This is a genomic window from Comamonas sp. FUJ_7 (assembly GCF_057369555.1).
This window is the reverse complement of record NZ_JBXXZI010000003.1, coordinates 294737-313591: the sequence shown is the minus strand read 5'-3', so window position 1 is coordinate 313591 and position 18855 is coordinate 294737. Positions and strand designations below refer to the sequence as shown.

Genomic DNA, 18855 nt, shown 5'->3' with positions numbered 1-18855 from the left:
TCCTGTTCAGGCAGTTTTGCGGGCCGTCAACTGCAGGACTTGTGCGCTCTGCGCTTGTTTCACCATGGCAAACAGGTCCTTGGGGTTGTCCAGCGTGGGCACCAGTTCAATCTGCGAAAGCAAGCCTGCACTGCGTGCAAGGCTGTGCATGGTGCGCAGGGCAGAGTAGTCCTCCAGGGCAAAGCCCACGGAATCGAACAGTGTGATTTGCCGGGCAGAAGTGCGGCCGGGGGCGAGCTTTTGCACCACGCACCATAGCTCGGTGACGGCAAAACCGCTGGACATTTGCTGCAACTCACCCTCAATGCGGGTCTGCGGCTCGTATTCGACAAACACCTGGGAACGCTGCAAGGCACTGGCATCGAGCTCGGTCTTGCCGGGGCAGTCACCTCCCACCGCATTGATGTGCATGCCCGGCTCCAGCCAGTGCCCGTGAAGAATCGTGGCGCGTCGCTTGTCAGCGGTGACCGTGGTAACGATGTCCGTGCCGGCGACGGCATCTTGAGGGCTGCTGCATATAGTGGCTGTGGCGCAAAACTGGGGCAGAAATGGCTGGAGATTGCGCAGCAGCTTTTGCGATGCTGCGGGGTCGATATCGAACAGGCGCAGCTCGCGCACGCCCAGCATCTCCATGAAGGCCAGTGCCTGAAATTCGCTTTGTGAGCCATTGCCGATCAGTGCCATGCTGCGATTGCCTGAGCGTGCCAGATGGCGTGCGGCCATGGCTGAGGTGGCGGCGGTGCGCAGGGCCGTGGTCAGCGTCAGCTCGCTGACAAAGCGCGGCATGCCGGTGGCGACATCGGCTAGGGCGCCAAAGGCCATGACCGTAGGCAGCCCCTGCTGCGGATTGTGCGGATGACCATTGACGTATTTGAAGGCGTAGTCCTGCGTATCGGCCACCGGCATCAGCTCGATGACTCCGCTGCTGGAGTGGGCGGCGGTGCGGGCGCTTTTGTCAAAGTCCTGCCAGCGGGCAAAGTCGGCCTCTACGGCCTCGGCCAGCAGGCGCAGCATCTGGGGGGCACCGATGCGAGCCACCAGCCGGGCCGCATCGCTGGCGCTGAGAAAATCGGTCTGTAGCCGGGATGCAGACTGGAGTTGAGGAGCAGACATGGGGTTTCCTCCTTGGCCTCATTCTTGAGGATTTCAGTGCTGAGTGCCAGCCTGGAAAGCCTGTAGACATGTCGGCTGCCGCGCTGCATAGCCATGGCGAAGCTGAGGAGCATGGCCTTGGGCGCCGGGGAAGATGGGACAATATCGGCCATGACTCAGACCATCACGATTACCCGTCCCGATGACTGGCACTTGCACGTGCGCGATGGCGATGCCATGCGTTGCGTGGTGCCGCACACCGCCCGCCAGATGGGCCGCGCCATCATCATGCCCAACCTCAAGCCGCCCGTGACCACGGCCGAGATGGCTGCTGACTATCGCGCGCGCATTCTGTCGGCCGTGCCGGCAGGATCGAAGTTTCAGCCCCTGATGACGCTGTACCTGACGGACAATCTGGGCCCCGACGAAATCGTGCGTGCCAAGGCTGCTGGCGTGGTGGCTTGCAAGCTCTACCCCGCAGGTGCCACGACCAACTCCGACCATGGCGTGACCGATCTGCGCAAGATCTACCCCACACTCGAAGCCATGCAACGCGAAGGCCTGGTGCTGCTGGTGCACGGTGAAGTGACTGACCAGAGCATCGACCTGTTTGACCGCGAAGCGGTGTTTATCGAGCAGCAGCTCAAGCCGCTGCGCAAGGACTTCCCCGAGCTGAAGATCGTCATGGAACACGTGACGACCAAGGAGGCCGCTGAATACGTGGCAGCAGCCGACGACTTCCTGGCTGCAACCATCACGCCCCAGCATCTGCTGTTCAACCGCAACGCCATCTTCCTGGGCGGCGTGCGCCCGCACTTCTACTGCTTGCCAGTTCTGAAGCGCGAAACCCACCGCCTGGCCCTGGTGCAAGCGGCCACCAGCGGCAGCCATAAGTTCTTCCTGGGCACGGACAGCGCACCGCACGCGGCACACCTGAAGGAAGCGGCCACCGGTTGCGCCGGCTGCTACAGCGCTCATGCGGCCATCGAGATGTATGCCGAAGTGTTTGACGGCGCGGGCGCGCTGGACAAGCTCGAAGCCTTTGCCGCGTTCAACGGCGCAGACTTCTATGGCCTGCCCCGCAACACCGACACCATCACCCTGGTCAAGGAAAGCTGGACGCCGCCCGTGAGCTTTGAGTACGGCGAAGGGGCCCAGCTCAAGCCACTGCGCTTTGGCGAAGCTCTCCCCTGGAAGATGCTGGATTAAAAATAGGAGCTGTCAGCGCTTGTATTTGCTTGGTTGGCGAATACTTTGTGTCTGAAACCTAGAAGGGAGCGGCGCAAGCAGCTCCTTTTTTTATGGCTCTGAAGGCGCTGATTTTGGGCGGAAGAAAAGCGCTTTCAGGCTCCCCCTCTGATGTGGGCTATTTGTGAGCAGAGGTAAGCCGTGTGTGGCAATACCGCACTTTCTTCCTAAGATGCCGCCATCATTGACCCTTTACAGGCTCATGCTCGTGCGAGCGATGTCTATGCAGATCTCCTTGCCGCAGCACTCAGGAACAACAATATGCAATACCGCCCTCAAGCTCTGGCAGCCAGCCTGATGTTTGCTGCTGCCTCGGCCATGGCCCAGGCTCCCGCTCCTGCGCCTGCCGCAGCACCCGCTGCGAAGACGTTTCCACTTCAGGGCGAATACGCTCAGATCGAAACCCGCAATACCCAAGCCATGGTGGGCTTGCTCTCCGGTGGCACCGCCGAAGACCAGCTTATGGTGGTGGACACCTTGCTCCAGCGGCCCGAAAAATTTCAGCCGCCCGTGCTTTTTGCCGTGTCTCAGTACCTGTTTCAAGCGGGCAAGAAGGATGTCGGAGCCTTCTTGTTTTATGCCGCCCAGTTGCGGGCACGCATGGATGCCAACCTCAGCACAGACCAGAGTGCAGGGCAGGCGGTGGGTATCTTGAGCCAGCGCTATGGCGCGCAGATCAACCAGTACATGCTGCAGGACCTGGACAAGGCCCAGCAGGTGATGGCGCAGGTGCAAGCCTGGGATCTCAAAACGCCCTACGACTATGACCGCCGCTGGATCAGCCTGCATGGCATGGGCGCGTTTCTGGCATCTTCCAGCCCTGATCGTGCTGCCAAGCCGTTGATGGTGGCCGAGGATCAGCGCCAGGCCGTGATCGCCAAGACGCGCAAAGACTACTTTGACGGCTTTCGTGAATCTCTGGACGAGCTGCGCGCCAGCGCTGCGGCCAAGCGATAGGGCTGGATGCAAGCGCTTTTTTTGTTTCGTAACCCTAAAGAGGAGTCATAGTGATAGTTAGAAAAATCGGAGCAGTGATTGCCCTGAGCAGCCTATTGGCCACAGGCGCAAGCGCCAAGGAGCTGGATGAAACTACAGCCAAGGTCCTTGAAGTGGCCGCCATTTTTACCGAGTTTGGCGTGGCCTGTGGCGATGTGTCTGAAAGCGAGGCCAAAGCCAGCAAAGCCAAACAGCGTGAAGCGATGCTGGCGCAAGGCATTGATGCGCGCAGCTATGACAAGGCCTATGAAGCAGCAGGCGCAGACTTCCGCAAAAAGTGGGCAGCCATGTCGAGCGCGGATCAGAAAAAAAGCTGTGCGGATATGAAGAAGAATAGCCAGGAGGCTGCTGCTCAGGGCAAGTTTAAATAAGCGGCGCAGGCTCGTTCGAGGCAGCGCCTGGCATGGGCCATGGTTTTCGGAGTCAATGCGTGGAGAATGTTCTTTGTTATCCACCGTTGAGGAAACTGCATGCCCACTGATGCCCAGCCCCGGATTGCCTTGCTGATTGATGCGGACAATGCGCCCGCTGAAATGATTGATGAGATCTTGACGGAGCTGTCTACTTTCGGTCTCATCAATATCCGCCGTGCCTATGGCAACTGGACCAAGCCCGGTCTGCATGGCTGGCAAAGCAAGCTGCTGGAAAACGCGCTGCGCCCCATGCAGCAGTTTGACTACTCCAAAGGCAAGAATGCGACCGACATGGCCATGACGGTCGATGCCATGGAACTGCTCTACACCGAAAAGCCCGATGCCTTTGGCATTGTTTCTTCGGATGCCGACTTCACGCCCCTGGTCATGCATTTGCGTGCCAAGGGCGCTGCTGTATATGGCTTTGGTGCGGCCCAGACACCCAAGGCCTTTGTGAATGCCTGCTCGCGCTTTTTGTATTTCGATGCGCTCAAGGAACTAGGCGACGGTATTGCCAGCCGCAGCGACAGGCGTGAGCTGGAGGAAGAGCTTGGCGACATGTCGCCTCCCTACCCCGCTGCTGAAGGCAGTGCGGTGACGGTGACTGCAGCCCCGAATGACAAGGTCACCGCTTCAGCAGAGGCTCCTCCCCCGGCACCGGTGCCTACCAATTTGCTGCGCCAGAACACCAAGCTGCTGGCCATGCTTCGCGATGCAGTGAAAGCCACGCAGGATGAGGCCGGGTGGGCGCTGGTGGGCAAGGTGGGAACACACATCGGCAACAAGCTGTCTTTTGATGCGCGTAACTATGGCTATCCGTCGCTGAGCAAGCTGCTGGCGGCGATTCAGGCATTTGAGTTTCGGGATGAGGGAACTTCGCGGGTGGCCGTGCGCGACAAGCGACTGAAGAAAGTACACGCTGCACAAACGACATCGGCAGCCGTGGTGCCGCCAAAATAACGGCATGCAATGTATCAGTCCGCAGCACATTCCAGCCGGAGATGAGCTTGAAGCCATTGACGCCGATCTTTTTGGGCGCATCGACTGGTCACGGCCTTGGCTGCGCTCGCTGACCATCGTCGGAAAGGCAGTGGCAGAGCGCATCTTGCTGGGAGAGCCTGTGCATCAGGCCCTCAATAGCGCGCTGCCCCCGGTCTTGAAGCAAGGGGGCTGGCAATTTTTGCCTCAGGCTGCTTTGCCCTCCGGTATGGCCTACGAGGCATTTATCCATAGCCAGCATTCAATTCCTACGCGCTGCAATCTGCACGATTTTTTCAATGGGCTGATCTGGCTGCATTGGCCTCAGCTCAAGCAGCAGCTCAATGCCATGCAGGCGGCGGAGATCGCGCGCCAGGGCGTGAAAGGGCAGCGTGGGCGTTTGCGCGATGCCATCACGGTTCTGGATGAAAACGGTGGCTTGTTGCTGGCACCACAGTCGCTATGCGATGCTTTGCGAGACAAGCGCTGGCAGGATTTGTTTGTGCACCAGCGTGCGCTATGGGATCAGACATGCTTTTGGCCCATTGGTCATGCCTTGCTGGAAAAGCTGGTGCAGCCACGAAAAAACATGACTGCTCATGTGATCTGCGTGCCGGACAGCTGGAGGGCTGGCGACTATGCATTGGAGCAAATGGACGACTGGCTCAGTGAGCAGCTGCAGACCGCGTCTTGCAATCTGGAGAGCAAGCCCTATCTACCCATTCCCATCTTAGGAATCCCGGGCTGGTGTGACGAAAACCAGAACTTTTCCTTCTATGATGACTCTTTAGTTTTCCGAGCCCCACGTACCGCACAAACGACATAACAATGGGTACTGCCAGAAAGAGACCTGGCTTGACGAGCATTCGCTGCCAACAGACGGAGCCTCAAGGGTCTTGGTCATTTTGTCCCCCGTGTGGAGTACACCCTCGATGAAACGTATTGCCTTATTTTTATTGACCAATATCGCCGTGGTGGCGGTATTGGGCATTGTCGCCAGCTTGCTGGGCGTTAACCGCTATCTCACCTCCAATGGCCTGAATCTGGGCTCGCTGCTGGGCTTTGCCTTCATCATGGGCTTTGGCGGCGCCATCATCTCTCTGCTGATCTCCAAGCCCATGGCCAAGTGGACATCGGGCGTGCAGGTGATCAACGAACCCCGCAATGCCGATGAGGCCTGGATCGTCAACACCGTGCGCGGCTTTGCCGAAAAAGCCGGTATTGGCATGCCTGAAGTCGGCATCTATGAAGGCGAGCCCAATGCTTTTGCGACCGGTGCTTTCAAGAACTCGGCACTGGTAGCCGTTTCCACCGGCTTGCTCGAAGGCATGACCCGTGAAGAAGTCGAGGCCGTGATCGGTCACGAAGTGGCCCACATCGCCAATGGCGACATGGTGACTATGACGCTGATCCAGGGCGTGATGAACACCTTTGTGGTCTTCCTCTCGCGCGTGATCGGCTATGCGGTCGACTCCTTTCTGCGCCGCAACGACGAGCAAAGCTCCGGCCCGGGCATCGGCTACATGATCACCACCGTGGTGCTGGATATCCTGCTGGGCTTTGTCGCCGCCATGATCGTGGCCTGGTTCTCGCGTCAGCGTGAATTCCGTGCCGATGCGGGCGCTGCTCAGCTCATGGGCAATCGTCAGCCTATGGTGAATGCGCTGGCTCGTCTGGGCGGCATGCACCCCGGTGAGCTGCCCAAGAGCGTGGCCGCTATGGGTATTGCCGGTGGCATCGGCAAGCTGTTCTCGACCCACCCTCCCATTGAAGAGCGCATTGCTGCTTTGCAAAATGCCCGCTGAGCCCTGAAGATGTAAACGGCTGCAACCTGCCTTTACGCCTGCTTCACAAGCCCCTGTCAACATCTGGCAGGGGCTTTTGCGTTGTAGCAGCAGTACTTCAGGAGTTTGCAATGTCCTTGATGACTCAAATCATGACACGCCGCTGGCTGCCAGCCTTGTTGCTGGGCAGTGGCGCAAGCTTGCTTGCAGGTTGTGTGGTGGCTCCGGCCTATCCCGCATATTCGGGCTATGGAACAGCGGTGGCAGCGAGTGATGTGTATGCACCCATGGCCCCGCCCCCGTTGGTCAACGAGGTCATTCCGGTGGCTCCATCGCCTGCCTATGTCTGGGTAGGTGGTTCCTGGGGCTGGAGCGGAAATCGCTACCACTGGCACCCTGGTCGCTGGGCCATGCCGCCACGCCCCGGCTATGGCTGGCATGAAGGTGGCTGGAACCATGGGCCTGGAGGCTGGCGTCACAGCGGTGGTCGCTGGGGACCCCGGCGCTGAACTGATCGGTGGCTGGGGCGTAGCCAGCCAGGACGGTGTTTAGCGCACGGTGTAGTTCAACTGGAACATCAGCCCGGCATTGCCCAGAACATTGACCTGGGCCCCCCAGTTCCTGTCGAACTCATAGCCCACGGCAGGAATGGCGGTAACGCCCCAGCCGTGCTTGTTGTTGAATGGAATCTTCTTGTTGTACGGGAACTTGTAGCCGTGAATGACACCGGCGGTGAGCTTGAAGAAAAGACCGGGTGCGCTGTCAAAGGGTCGAAAGCGCCAGCCGTAGTAAGCGTACTGGCTGGGCTGACCGAAGGAGTTGCTGAAATATGCAAAGCCCGCAATCTGCCGCTCATCCAGTGCTTTTTCTGCCTGAAGCAGCCAGACATAGGAGTGCTTTTGCTGGTCCGGCTCAAAGTCGTTTTCCTGCTTGGCGTCCGAGTAGTGCCAGGTGAAAGGGGAATAGCCCAGCGTCCAGCCGGAAAGCGCTGAGGTCGGACTCTGGACTTGGGCATTAGTGGCGGCGTCGCTGGATTGCGCGCTGCTGCAAGGGGCCGCCAATAAGCAGGCGACTCCCAATGAAAGGGAGGCAGCGGTAAGTCGCAGCGTTTTCATGGTGACTCCTAGCGAAACAGCAAGCCCATAGCCTACTGAGATCAAGACTCAGTATTTGTCGGCCTTGGTCTGGAAACTTGTAAAAACTATGACTGCTGGTATGCGCGCCCCATCAAAAGGCGAAACGGCAGCAGCAGACAGACTCCCAGAACCAGCTTGATGCCCAGGTCCCCCAGAGCCCAGGTGATCCAGGGCAGGTCTTCTCCGGCAAAGCCAACGCTCCAGAAAACGGCGGTATCGAGACAGGCCGCCAGCACGGTGGCAATCAACGGCGCACGCCACCACTGGCTGTGGCGCAGCTTGTCGAAGACCGAAATATCCAGCATCTGCGAGCAGGCAAAGGCCAGACCCGAGGCCGCCGCAATGCGCGGTGGTGCCAGCAGAGCCGACATCACCACCGCCACGGCAAAGCCCACCCACGCCACGCGCCGCGCCTGCGCAGGGCCAAAGCGCCGATTCACCAGCTCGCTGACCAGAAATGCAAACGGATAGGTGATGGCACCCCAGGTCAGCCAGTCGTTGATGGCGTACTGAACCAGGATGTTGGAGGTCAGCACCACCACACCCATGGCCAGCACGGCCACCATGAACTGGTGTCTGGAAGCAGGAGTGAAGCTGTTGCTCATAAGGGTGAAACTCTGGAAACTGTTTCGCAGCAGATCAGAGGCAGCAAGCAAGAGCCGCCTCGCGGCGAAGCTGCCGTCCCCCTTGGGGGGAAGGCGCAAAGCGCCTCAGGGGGGAGCCTTTTTACAACGCTCCGCCCGAGCCACGTGCACCCGAGGAAGGCACCTCGACGCCCAGAATGGCCGCCGCCACGGCCTCGCCGACCTTGATGCCGTCCACGCCGGCCGACAGAATGCCGCCTGCATAGCTGGCGCCTTCACCGGCGGGATAAAGCCCCCGTGTGTTCTCGCTCTGGAAGTCTGCACCGCGCCCAATCTTCACGGGCGAAGAGGTACGCGTTTCCACGCCAGTCAGAATGGCATCCTTCATGTCGTAGCCGCGAATCTTCTTGCCAAAGGCGGGCAGGGCTTCGCGCATGGCTTCAATGGCATAAGCGGGCAGAGCCTGGTGCAGATCGCCGAGGTTGATGCCGGGCTTGTACGAGGGCTGCACGCCGCCAAACTCGGTCGATGGCTTGCCGGCCAAAAAGTCTCCCACGAGCTGGCCTGGAGCGCTGTAGTCCTTGCCACCCAGTACATAGGCCTTGGACTCCAGTTGTCGCTGAAAAACAATGCCAGAAAGCGGGTGATGCTCACCTTTTTGTAGTTTCTCGACGCCAAAGGTCTTGCCATCAAACGCCCAAGCAAAGCTTTCGGCATCTTGCGGATAGTCCTCGGGGCTGATGGCGCAGACCATGCCGGCATTGGCATTGCGCTCGGCGCGCGAGTACTGGCTCATGCCGTTGGTCACCACGCGCTCGGGCTCGCTGGTCGCGGCCACCACGGTGCCGCCGGGGCACATGCAAAAGCTGTAGACGGCGCGGCCGTTTTTGGCGTGGTGAACCAGCTTGTAGTCGGCAGCGCCCAGCAGCGGGTGGCCGGCATCCTTGCCCCAGCGGGCACGGTCGATCACGCTTTGCGGGTGCTCGATGCGAAAACCCACGGAGAAGGGCTTGGCCTCCATGGCCACACCGCGTTCGTAGAACATGGTGAAGGTGTCGCGGGCGCTGTGGCCCAGTGCCATCACGGCGTGGCGGGTGGGCAAGGTATAGCTTTCGCCCGTGGCCTGGTTGAGCACCTGCAGGCTGGTCAGCTGGCGCTGGCCGTCTGTTTCTTCAATCTGTACGTCGGTCACGCGCTGCTCAAAGCGAATTTCACCGCCCAGGCGGCGGATTTCCTCGCGGATGCCTTCCACCAGCTTGACCAGCTTGAAGGTGCCGATGTGCGGGTGGGCGGCGTAGAGAATTTCGGGCGGCGCGCCATAGGTGACGAACTCGGTCAGCACCTTGCGGCCCAGATGGCGGGGGTCCTTGATCTGGCTGTAGAGCTTGCCGTCAGAGAAGGTGCCTGCGCCGCCTTCGCCGTACTGCACATTGGACTCAGGGCTTAGCTCACGCTTGCGCCACAGACGCCAGGTGTCCTTGGTGCGCTCGCGCACGGCCTTGCCACGCTCCAGCACTATGGGCTTGAAGCCCATCTGGGCCAGCACCAGGCCGGCAAACATGCCGCAGGGGCCAAAGCCCACGACCACGGGGCGCTCGTCCAGGTCGGCCGGGGCCTGACCCACGGGCTTCCAGCGCATATCAGGCGTGGGGTTGACGTGCGGGTGCTCGGCAAACTGCGTCAGCAGCGCGGCTTCCTGGCTTTCGTCGGCCAAGGTGATATCAACGATATAGACGGCCAGCAGCTCGGCCTTGCGCGCATCAAAGCTGCGCTTGTGCACATTCAGGCTGGCAATGGCTGAGGCTGGAATGCCCAGGCGCTCTGCGGCCAGCTGCGTGAGCTTGTCCGTGGGCTGGTATTCGGTGTGGTTCTCTGGGTGATATTCAATCGCCGAGAGAGGGAGTTTGAGTTCTGCAATTCGGATCATGGCTTGTACCTATCAAGCAAGGGCTTGGATGGTACGGCAAAGCCCTGGACTCTGCGGGGCAGGGGTTGTCTGGGCTGGGGCTGGGGCTGGAGAGAATTAGATATTTCAAAAAATATAGCTGCTTGCGCTTGATAGATATTGATTTCAGATTGATTTATTTCTGAAATCAATGCCTATAAAGCGCCATGTGCTATGTTTTTTAGAATCCGGAAATCGCCAGCCTGGAGTAGCCAATCCCTGCCGCCTTCTCCACGCGGATTTGCGTCGGAATGCGCTCCTTGAGCGCCTCCACATGGCTGATGACGCCAATCATCTTGCCGCTGGCGTTGAGCGCATCGAGTGCGGCCAGTGCCACCTCCAGCGTGTCTGCATCCAGCGTGCCAAAGCCTTCGTCGAGGAACAGCGAGTCAATCGAAGTCTTGCTGCTGACCAGATCAGATAGCGCCAGCGCCAGGGCCAGGCTGACCAGGAATGCTTCGCCGCCCGAGAGCGTGCGCGTGTCGCGTGCCGCATCACCCTGCCAGCTGTCCACGATGTCCAGCTCCAGCTCGCCCGTGGGCTTGCGCCGCAGCAGATAGCGCCCGTGCAGGCGCGTGAGGTGCTGGTTGGCCAGGTGCAGCAAATGATCCAGCGTCAGTCCCTGGGCAAACCGGCGGAACTTGTCGCCCTTGGCAGAGCCAATCAGGCTGTCCAGCCGCTGCCACAGGTCGCTGTCTTTTTCCTGCTCGGCAATCTGGGCCAGCAGTGCCTGCTGACCGGTGCGGCGCTCGTCGTCATCCTTCAGGCGGGCGCGGTGAGCGCCCAGTAGCTCGGCTTGCTGGGCGCGTTCGGCTTCCAGTTGCGTGACCTGTTCGGTAATGGCTTCGGGAGCCTCATCGCTGAGTGCCTGGGCTTGCAGCGCGGCAAGCCGCTGGCGGGCATCGGCCAGCAAGGTGGCTGCGCGCTGCACGGTGCCGTGCAACTGCTCGCTGAGGGACTGCAGCCGCTGCTGTTCGGCATCGGGCAGCAGGGCGCTGGCGTACTGCTCATCGTCCGTAAAAGGGCTGCTGTGCAGCGCCTGCAACCAGCTGTCCTGGGCGTGCTGTGCGCTCAGCTGCAGCTGAGCAAGCATTGCTTGTGCCTGCTGGTGCTGTCCTTGCAGCGTGGCCAGGGACTGAGCCGTTTGCGTGAGCAAGCTGATGCAGGACGGCAGCGTATCGGGCAAGGAGGGTAAGGGGGACGAGGCAGGTGCATCCGGTGCGCCGGCAGGCAAGGCCGGCAGTGCTTCGCAGCGCTGCTGCCAATGCACCGCATCCTGCTGGGCCTGGCTGCACTGGCGCTGCAGTGCGTCTATCTGCTGGCCCAGTGTGTGCATGGCCTCTTGCTGGCGCTGCCATTGCTGCCATTCCTGCTGGCGCATGGCAATCCATTGCTCTGCATGGCTGCTGTCTGGCAGTGCGTAGCCGGCTGCGGCAACAGCGGTCTGCAGTCGGGTCTGCAGTTCGCCCTCTTGCAACTGCAGGGCTTGCAGTGTTTTGCTTGTTTGCGCCTGCTGCTGCTGAAGGTTTTGCAGCGCCTGCCCGGTGCTGGCCTGTGCATGCTCTGCCTGTTGCTGGTTTTGCAAGGCGATCTGACAGGCCTCCTTGGCGCTGTGCAGCAACTGCTCCGCCGCATCGGCCTGAATCAAGGCTTGCTGCAGTTTTTCAATCTGCTGGCGAGCCTGGCCGCAGGCGGTGAGTAAGGCGTCCAGGTCCTGCCAGGCGGCTTCGTCCACGGGTGAGGCCGCTTGCGCGCGCAAGGCGGACCAGCGCGCTTGCCACTGCGACATTTGCTGGGCAAGGGCATCACGCTGCTCTTGCAGGTGCTGTTGCTGGTTGTGGCTGGTGGTCAGCGCGGTACTGACCTGCTCGCCCTGATGCTGGAGCGCCTTTAACTGCGCCTGCACCTGCTGCAAAGCTGCGGCGGTGGCAGACACATTCAGCGCCGCATATTCGCCAATGGCGGGGTGCTCGTGAGACCCGCACAGCGGGCAGGCCTCACCGGGCTGCAGTGCGGCACGGTGTTCCTGCAGGCTTTGGATTAGACGTTCCTGCTGCAGCATGGTTTGCTTGTCAGCCTCTGTGGCCAGAAGTGCCTTGTACTGCTGGCGCAATGCTTCGCGCTCGGTGGTTTGCGCCTGAAGGCGGGCCTCGTTGGAGCTCAAGGCCTGAGCGTTGATTGTCAGTTGCTGCTCAAGAGGCGCGCGCAAGGCGGCGTGCTCCTGCAACTGCTGCCAGTGGTGCAACTGGCGCTCGGCATCTTGCCAGTGCGAGCGCAACTGGCTCAGGCTGCCGTGAAGGCTCAGGTGCTGCTGCAAAGCTTGCTCGGCAGCTCGCAGTTGGGTCTGGGTCTGCGCAACTTGCTGCGCTGCATTGCGGCATTGCTGGGCTTGTGCAGCGCTTTGCTGCTCAAGCTGAAGCGCAGATTGCTGCCACTGATCGAGCAGGCCTTGGGCTTGCGCTGCTTGTTGGTGCAACTGCTGGCTTTGCTGCAGCTGTACGCTCCAGCCGCTGAGGTTTTCTCCCAGCTGTGCGTGGCTGGAGTGGGTCTTCAGCCATGCCGCCAGATCGGACTCTTGAGCTTGAGCCTGCTGCAGCTGCAGCGTTGACTGCTCTAGCACATGGCCCGCCAGACGACTGGCTTGCTGGTGCAGGTGCCAGTGCGTGCCCTGGGCCTGATGCAATTGCTGCTGCAGTTGAGTCAGCAGCGAGGTTTGCGTGCGCTGCTGGCTCAGCGCCTGCTGCCAGCGCTGGTGAATGGGTTGAATGGCCAGAGCAGGGCCGTGGGCTTGCAGTCGCAGCAGCTCAGGAGTGGCATCCTCCAAAGCCTGTTGTGCATGGGCCTGTGCGCTGCATGCAAGCTCCACTTCTTGCGCGGTGTGCAGCATTTGCTTTTGCCACTGCTGTATGGCCTGCAGCTGCTGGTGACGTGTTTGTAGTGCTGACTGCTGTGCTTGCAGCTGATGAATCTGCGTGTTCAGCTCAGCGCGAGTGGCCTCATCCAGCAGTTGCATGCCGTTGGCCTGGGCTTTCTGCTTTTCCAGCGCGTTTTTGGCTTCTTTGGCGCGCTCGAATACGGTTTGCGAGATCTGGCTATAGATATCGGTGCCGGTCAGCTCTTCCAGCAGTTCGGCGCGGTCATTGGCATCGGCGTTGAGAAAGGCCGCAAAGCCGCCCTGGGCCAGCAGCATGGACTTGGTAAAGCGCGCAAAGTCCAGCCCGGTGATTTCGGCAATGCGCCGGGTCTTGTCCTTGAGGTGTGTGGTGAGGATGCGGCCTTCACCGGTGTCCGCATCAATCTGTGCCAGCTCGACCTTGGGCGACTGCAGGGCACCGTCGCTCTTGTCGCGTGCACGGCGCTGGCTCCAGAAGGCGCGGTAGCGCTGGCCTTTGACTTCGAACTCCACCTCGGCCAGGCAGTCGGAGGTGTGGCGCGTCATCAGGTCGTTGCTGCTGCCGGTGACTCCGCCCAGGCGGGGGGTCTCGTGGTAGAGCGCCAGACAGATGGCATCAAGCAGCGTGGACTTGCCCGCGCCGGTGTGGCCGGTAATGGCGAACAGGCCGTTGTCGGCAAAGGGAGGGGCGCTGAAGTCAATGCTCCACTCGCCCTTGAGCGAGTTCAGGTTCTTCAGGCGCAGTTTCAGAATTCTCATGCTGCAGCTCCTTGCTCGTCACTGAGGCTGTGCAGCACCTGCCGGTAGCGCTCGGTCAGCGCGGCTTGCAGCGGCGGCTCCAGGCTTTCCTGTGCCAGGCGGCGTTCGAACACGTCCAGCGGCGATAGTTCATCGAGCGACTCTCGTGCCTCGCTGCCCAGCTGTGCGGTGGCAGTGCCGCGCTGGCGCTTGATGCGCAGAATTTCCACGGGCAGGGACTCGGCCATGGTCTGCACGCGTGCCGTGAGGTCGGCCAGGTAGTCGTCTTCCTGCACAGTTACCTCCAGCCACACCGGCAGGTCGCTGCGGGCTTGGGCAGAGGCAGATTTCAGCAGCTCTGGCATTTGCAACAGCGTGCCGGTGATCGAGGCCATGGGTTGAAACACAGGCACGGGCAGGGCAGTGACGGTCTGCAGACCGTCTGCATTCACATCGACCAGCAGCACCTGCTTGGTCTGCCTAGCTTCGTCAAAACCCAGTGCAATGGGCGAGCCGCTGTAGCGAATGTGCTCCAGCCCGCCGACGAGCTGAGGCTTGTGGATGTGGCCCAGCGCGATATAGCTGGCGGGCGGGAAGGCATTGGTGGGAAAGGCTTCGAGCGCGCCCACATAGATCTCGCGCACCGATTCATTGCTGCTGGCGCCCACGGTGGTCAGGTGGCCGGTGGCGATGATGGGAAGGTGCTGGCCGGTGCTCGCCAGCAACTGTGCCTGCTTTTGCTGGGCGGCGGCATAGACGCGCTGGTAGGTGGCGGCAATGGCGGTCTGCAGCGCCTGCTGCTTGTCTTGTGCGCTTTGAGCGGCCTGGCTTTGCTGCACATCGCGCGGGCGGATAAAGGGCAGGGCGCAGACGATGCAGCCGGGCGTGTTGCCGGAATTGCGCAGCGGCAAGGTGATGACATGCTGCGCATCGCCGCCGGTGGAGCTGATGACCTGCGTTCCCAGATACGAGAGCAGCGCGCGGCTTTCGTCCAGCACGCTGACCGAGTCGTGGTTGCCCGCCAGCAGCAGCAAGGCCACACCGCTATCGTGCAGGCCCACGATGAGCTGGTTGTACAGCTCGCGCGCATAGCTGGGCGGGGCACCAGTGTCGAAGATGTCGCCGGCGATCAGCACGGCGTCCACGGCATGGGCTTGGGTCTGTATCAGCAGCCAGTCGATCAGGGCCTGGTGCTCGGCCTGGCGGCTGTGGCCCATGAAGTGCTGGCCCAGATGCCAGTCGGAGGTGTGGAGGATGCGCATAGGCCGATGTTACGAGGCATAGAGACTCCTGCATCAGAACAAAGCGGCCTGACAGCAGGTGTCAGCGGCGCGCCGTGCGCTTGGCCGTCCAGTAGCCGAACTCTTCCTTGCCCACTTCATAGTCCAGCTCCTGCAGCCTGGCCTGCAGGTTCTCCTGCACATCGGCCACGGCCTTGTTGTAGATGCTGGGGCCGATCTCCTGCAGAAAGAAGTTCAGCAAAGCGCCGGACTGCATATTGCCAATGGGCTCGTCCATGTTCTCGCGGAAATAGCGCTCAATGGAAGTGATGGCCTGCTGCTGCGCGTGCTTGGGGAGTTCTATGCTCATGGTGTGCTTGTTGCTTTTGATGGAGTAGCTCAGATTCTTGCCAGCCTGTTTCGCTGCGTCTTGCTGCGAGTGGACTAGATCGTAGTCTGGGTAGAAGCTGTGTGCTCTTATAAAAAGAGCTTCTAGCGCTTGATAGGTAAGCGCTGCAGCTCGTTTTTACTCAAAGTTTTAAGCCAGGTTGCTTATTGCGCAGGCTCGTCCTGATCGGCCAGAAAACCGCCGCTCTGGTGTGCCCACAGCTTGGCGTAGATGCCGCCCTTGGCCAGCAATTGCTGGTGCGTGCCTTCTTCGACGATATGACCTTCGTTCATCACGATCAGCCGGTCCATGGCGGCGATGGTGGACAGGCGGTGGGCAATGGCGATCACGGTCTTGCCTTCCATCAGCGAATCCAGGCTTTCCTGGATGGCGGCTTCCACCTCGCTGTCCAGCGCGCTGGTGGCTTCGTCCAGCAGCAGGATGGGCGCATCTTTGAGCATCACGCGGGCAATCGCCACGCGCTGGCGCTGGCCGCCCGAGAGCTTGACGCCGCGCTCGCCTACCTGTGCGTCGTAGCCGCTGCGGCCCTTGAGGTCGGTCAGCGCGGCGATGAAGTCGGATGCTTCAGCCTTGTCGGCGGCAGCGCGCATCTCGGCCTCGCTGGCATCAGGGCGGCCATAGAGGATGTTGTCGCGCATGGAGCGGTGCAGCAGCGAGGTGTCCTGCGTCACCATGCCGATGGCGCTGCGCAGACTGTCCTGCGTTACCCCGCGAATATCCTGGCCGTCAATGGTGATGCGACCGCCTTGCACTTCGTGAAAACGCAGCAGCAGATTCACCAGCGTGGACTTGCCCGCGCCAGAGCGACCGATCAGACCGATGCGCTCTCCAGCACGAATGTGCAGGTTCAGGTGGTCGATCACCTTTTTGCCGCCGGCCTTGTAGCCAAAGCTCACGTTCTCAAAGGCAATCGCCCCTTGGGTTACTTGCAGAGGCTTGGCGTCGGGTGCATCGACGATGGTTCGTGGCTTGGTCAGCGTGGTGATGCCGTCCTGGATGGTGCCCACGTTCTCGAACAGGCCCGTCATTTGCCACATCACCCAGTGCGAGTAGCCCATCAGGCGCAGTGCCATGGCAATCACGGCCGCCACCACGCCGGCCGAAGCCTGACCCTGTGTCCACAGATACAGGGCGGTGCCGCCGCTGCCCAGCAGCAGCAGGGCGATCATTAAATGGTTGGTGATCTCGAACAGGCTGACCAGACGCATCTGCGTATAGCCCGTGGCCTTGAAGGCCTCCATGGCATTGCGTGCGTATTCGGCTTCGCGGCGCGTATGGGCAAACAGCTTGACGGTGGCGATATTGGTGTACGCATCGGTCACGCGGCCCGTCATCATGGAGCGTGCATCAGCCTGCTCCTTGCCAATCTTGCCCAGGCGCGGCACAAAGTAGAAACAGGCAGCCGTATAAGCGATGAACCACAGCGCAAACGGAATCATCAGCCGCCACTCAAAGCTGGCCGCCAGAATCAGAATGCCGATCATGTAGACGCCCACGCCCACAAACACATCGACCACCATGAAGACCACTTCGCGCACCGACAGCGCGGTCTGCATGATCTTGGTGGTGATGCGCCCGGCGAACTCGTCCGCATAGAACGACATGCTCTGGCCCAGCATCAGCTTGTGAAACACCCAGCGCAGCCGCATGGGAAAGTTGATGGCCAGTACCTGGTGCATGACGGTGGTGTGCAGGGCCAGCAGCGCCACGCTGCCCAGCAAGATGGCGGTAATACCCAGCACCGTGGCTTGCTGCTCGGCCCAGAAGTTGGCGGGCGAGACCGTGCCAAGCCAATCCACCACGCGGCCCATGATGGCGAAAAGCACCGCCTCATACGCGGCCAGCAGGGCAGAGGTTAGCGTCAGCAACCCAATCCAGCCGCGCATTCCCTGGGTACAGGCCCAGACAAAAGTAAAAAACCCCTTGGGCGGTACCTTGGGCTCTTGGGCTGGATAGGGCGGAACCTGTTTTTCAAAAAATCGGAACAAGATGGAAATACTCCCGGTACATGCGTGTGGCACTTCTGGCACTGATGGTATGGGAGCCGGTTCAGTTGGTGCAAAGTGGCGCAGATGACCGTTTATGCAATGTGCCCTTGAATCCGAAGCTGCCCCTGTCATGTCGAAATCGATCCCATCCCGCCCCGAATCTTCATTGCCTCACGCGCGCTGCACATCCCGCACATCCCGCACATGGATGTGGATATCGGCGCTGCTGTTGACAGCGCTGGCGACGCTCTTGGGTATCAGTGGCTGTGTGATGACTCAGCCGATCAAGGGTGCAAAAAAAGTCAGCCTCCCCTCAGATCTGCAGATATCGCCCCAGCGCCTGCAATCGCATGTGCGCGTGCTCAGCGAGGATCTGGTGGGCCGCAGTTTTGACCAGCCAGAGACCTTGCAAAAAGCCGCTGAATATATTGCTGCAGAGCTGGCAAAGTCTGGCGTAGTGGCTGAACGCCAGCGCTTTGAAGTGGGTGGCCACAGCTATGAAAACCTCATCGCTCGGTTTGGCCCGAAAGATGGCAAGCAGCCCTTGCTAATCATGGGTGCGCATTACGACAGTGCCATGGTGGGTGATGGCTATGTTTCCATAGACCCGCAGGCACCAGCGCGTCGCCACACGCCTGGTGCAGATGACAATGCCAGCGGTGTAGCGGGCCTGCTGGAGCTGGTGCGAGTGCTGTCTGCCAATCCGCCGGCTCAGCCTGTGGAGCTGGTCTTTTACACGCTGGAAGAGCCGCCCAATTTTCGCAGTGACGATATGGGCAGCTATCGACATGCACTGTCCCTTAAGGAACGCAATCAGAACGTGCGGCTGATGCTGTCCGTGGAGATGATTGGCTACTTTAGCGACGAGCCGGGTAGCCAGAGCTATCCACTGGCGCCGCTGAGCTGGATCTACCCAGACAAGGGCAACTTTATCGGCTTGATTGGCGAGCTGAAGAATTTTGCAGAGATGCGCAGCACCAAAAGCTTGATGCGGGGCGCAGCCGATGAGGAAAAACCATTGGATGTGCGTTCACTGAACTCGCCACGCTTTGTGCATGGAGTGGATTTTTCGGATCACCTCAATTACTGGCGGCTGGGCTATCCGGCCATCATGGTCACGGACACCTCTTTCATGCGCAATCCTCACTATCACCAGAGCACGGACACTTGGGACAGGCTGGACTATGCGCGCATGGCACAGGTCGTGCGCATGCTGGCCGCCGTAGCACTGGATAAAGGGTGATGCAGATCAGGCCCGCATGGGCCTGGGCTTGCAACACATCAGCTCAACTTCTTCCAGCTCCACCCGCTGTGATCGAGGTTCGGTGTTTTCCTCCACACATTTCCAGGTCATCAGCACAGGCCCGGCTGACAAGAGCGCAGCCAAGATTGCTCCTTGGGAGTTCAGCAGGGCCACGAGTGGCAGGATGA

Annotated in this window: 16 protein-coding genes; 8 read left to right on the top strand and 8 right to left on the bottom strand. The window is 60.5% G+C overall.

Features of this window, described 5'->3' with window-relative positions:
* Window positions 1-6 precede the first annotated feature (6 nt).
* Window positions 7-1113, bottom strand: a complete 1107-nt coding sequence (locus AC2I9W_RS06915; RefSeq protein WP_486409266.1) for an ornithine cyclodeaminase — start codon at window positions 1111-1113, stop codon at window positions 7-9.
* A 141-nt stretch (window positions 1114-1254) separates the two neighbouring features.
* Between AC2I9W_RS06915 and pyrC the strand changes: the two genes are divergently transcribed.
* The 7 genes from pyrC to AC2I9W_RS06880 all read left to right on the top strand — a co-directional run bounded on the left by pyrC (window position 1255) and on the right by AC2I9W_RS06880 (window position 7020).
* The gene (gene pyrC, locus AC2I9W_RS06910) at window positions 1255-2301 is read left to right on the top strand and encodes a dihydroorotase (RefSeq protein ID WP_486409307.1); all 1047 of its coding nucleotides are present in this window, start codon (window positions 1255-1257) and stop codon (window positions 2299-2301) included.
* Window positions 2302-2601: 300 nt separating this feature from the next.
* On the top strand, window positions 2602-3297 hold the full coding sequence (locus AC2I9W_RS06905) for a hypothetical protein (protein ID WP_486409265.1): 696 nt from the start codon (window positions 2602-2604) through the stop codon (window positions 3295-3297).
* 50 nt (window positions 3298-3347) lie between these two features.
* A complete protein-coding gene (locus AC2I9W_RS06900; RefSeq protein ID WP_486409264.1) occupies window positions 3348-3707 on the top strand; it encodes a hypothetical protein in 360 nt (119 codons plus the stop codon).
* 99 nt (window positions 3708-3806) lie between these two features.
* Window positions 3807-4709: an NYN domain-containing protein gene (locus tag AC2I9W_RS06895; RefSeq protein WP_486409263.1), complete on the top strand. Its 903-nt coding sequence runs from the start codon at window positions 3807-3809 to the stop codon at window positions 4707-4709.
* A gap of 4 nt (window positions 4710-4713) precedes the next feature.
* Window positions 4714-5553 carry a DUF3025 domain-containing protein gene (locus tag AC2I9W_RS06890; RefSeq protein ID WP_486409262.1) on the top strand — a complete coding sequence of 280 codons (840 nt, stop codon included), beginning with the start codon at window positions 4714-4716 and terminating at the stop codon, window positions 5551-5553.
* A gap of 106 nt (window positions 5554-5659) precedes the next feature.
* Window positions 5660-6532 (top strand): protease HtpX, encoded by an 873-nt coding sequence (gene htpX / locus AC2I9W_RS06885; RefSeq protein ID WP_486409261.1) that lies wholly within the window; start codon window positions 5660-5662, stop codon window positions 6530-6532.
* Between the two features lie 110 nt (window positions 6533-6642).
* A complete protein-coding gene (locus tag AC2I9W_RS06880; RefSeq protein ID WP_486409260.1) occupies window positions 6643-7020 on the top strand; it encodes a hypothetical protein in 378 nt (125 codons plus the stop codon).
* 39 nt (window positions 7021-7059) lie between these two features.
* On the opposite strand, the gene AC2I9W_RS06875 is transcribed toward AC2I9W_RS06880, so the two are convergent.
* The 7 genes from AC2I9W_RS06875 to AC2I9W_RS06845 all read right to left on the bottom strand — a co-directional run bounded on the left by AC2I9W_RS06875 (window position 7060) and on the right by AC2I9W_RS06845 (window position 17424).
* Entirely contained in the window at window positions 7060-7626 is a 567-nt protein-coding gene (locus AC2I9W_RS06875; protein WP_486409259.1) for a hypothetical protein, read from the bottom strand.
* Window positions 7627-7712: 86 nt separating this feature from the next.
* The gene (locus tag AC2I9W_RS06870; protein ID WP_486409258.1) at window positions 7713-8252 is read right to left on the bottom strand and encodes a VUT family protein; all 540 of its coding nucleotides are present in this window, start codon (window positions 8250-8252) and stop codon (window positions 7713-7715) included.
* A gap of 121 nt (window positions 8253-8373) precedes the next feature.
* Window positions 8374-10158 carry an NAD(P)/FAD-dependent oxidoreductase gene (locus tag AC2I9W_RS06865; RefSeq protein ID WP_486409257.1) on the bottom strand — a complete coding sequence of 595 codons (1785 nt, stop codon included), beginning with the start codon at window positions 10156-10158 and terminating at the stop codon, window positions 8374-8376.
* A 199-nt stretch (window positions 10159-10357) separates the two neighbouring features.
* Window positions 10358-13828: an AAA family ATPase gene (locus AC2I9W_RS06860; RefSeq protein ID WP_486409256.1), complete on the bottom strand. Its 3471-nt coding sequence runs from the start codon at window positions 13826-13828 to the stop codon at window positions 10358-10360.
* Window positions 13825-15069: an exonuclease subunit SbcD gene (gene sbcD, locus AC2I9W_RS06855; RefSeq protein WP_486409255.1), complete on the bottom strand. Its 1245-nt coding sequence runs from the start codon at window positions 15067-15069 to the stop codon at window positions 13825-13827. The genes AC2I9W_RS06860 and sbcD overlap by 4 nt, the downstream gene beginning before the upstream one ends.
* A gap of 61 nt (window positions 15070-15130) precedes the next feature.
* Window positions 15131-15397: a DUF2164 domain-containing protein gene (locus tag AC2I9W_RS06850; RefSeq protein WP_486409254.1), complete on the bottom strand. Its 267-nt coding sequence runs from the start codon at window positions 15395-15397 to the stop codon at window positions 15131-15133.
* Window positions 15398-15579: 182 nt separating this feature from the next.
* Entirely contained in the window at window positions 15580-17424 is a 1845-nt protein-coding gene (locus AC2I9W_RS06845; RefSeq protein ID WP_486409253.1) for an ABC transporter ATP-binding protein, read from the bottom strand.
* Window positions 17425-17695: 271 nt separating this feature from the next.
* Here AC2I9W_RS06845 and AC2I9W_RS06840 point away from each other — a divergent pair, with 271 nt between their 5' ends.
* Window positions 17696-18667 carry a M28 family peptidase gene (locus AC2I9W_RS06840; RefSeq protein WP_486409252.1) on the top strand — a complete coding sequence of 324 codons (972 nt, stop codon included), beginning with the start codon at window positions 17696-17698 and terminating at the stop codon, window positions 18665-18667.
* The last annotated feature ends 188 nt before the right edge of the window (window positions 18668-18855 follow it).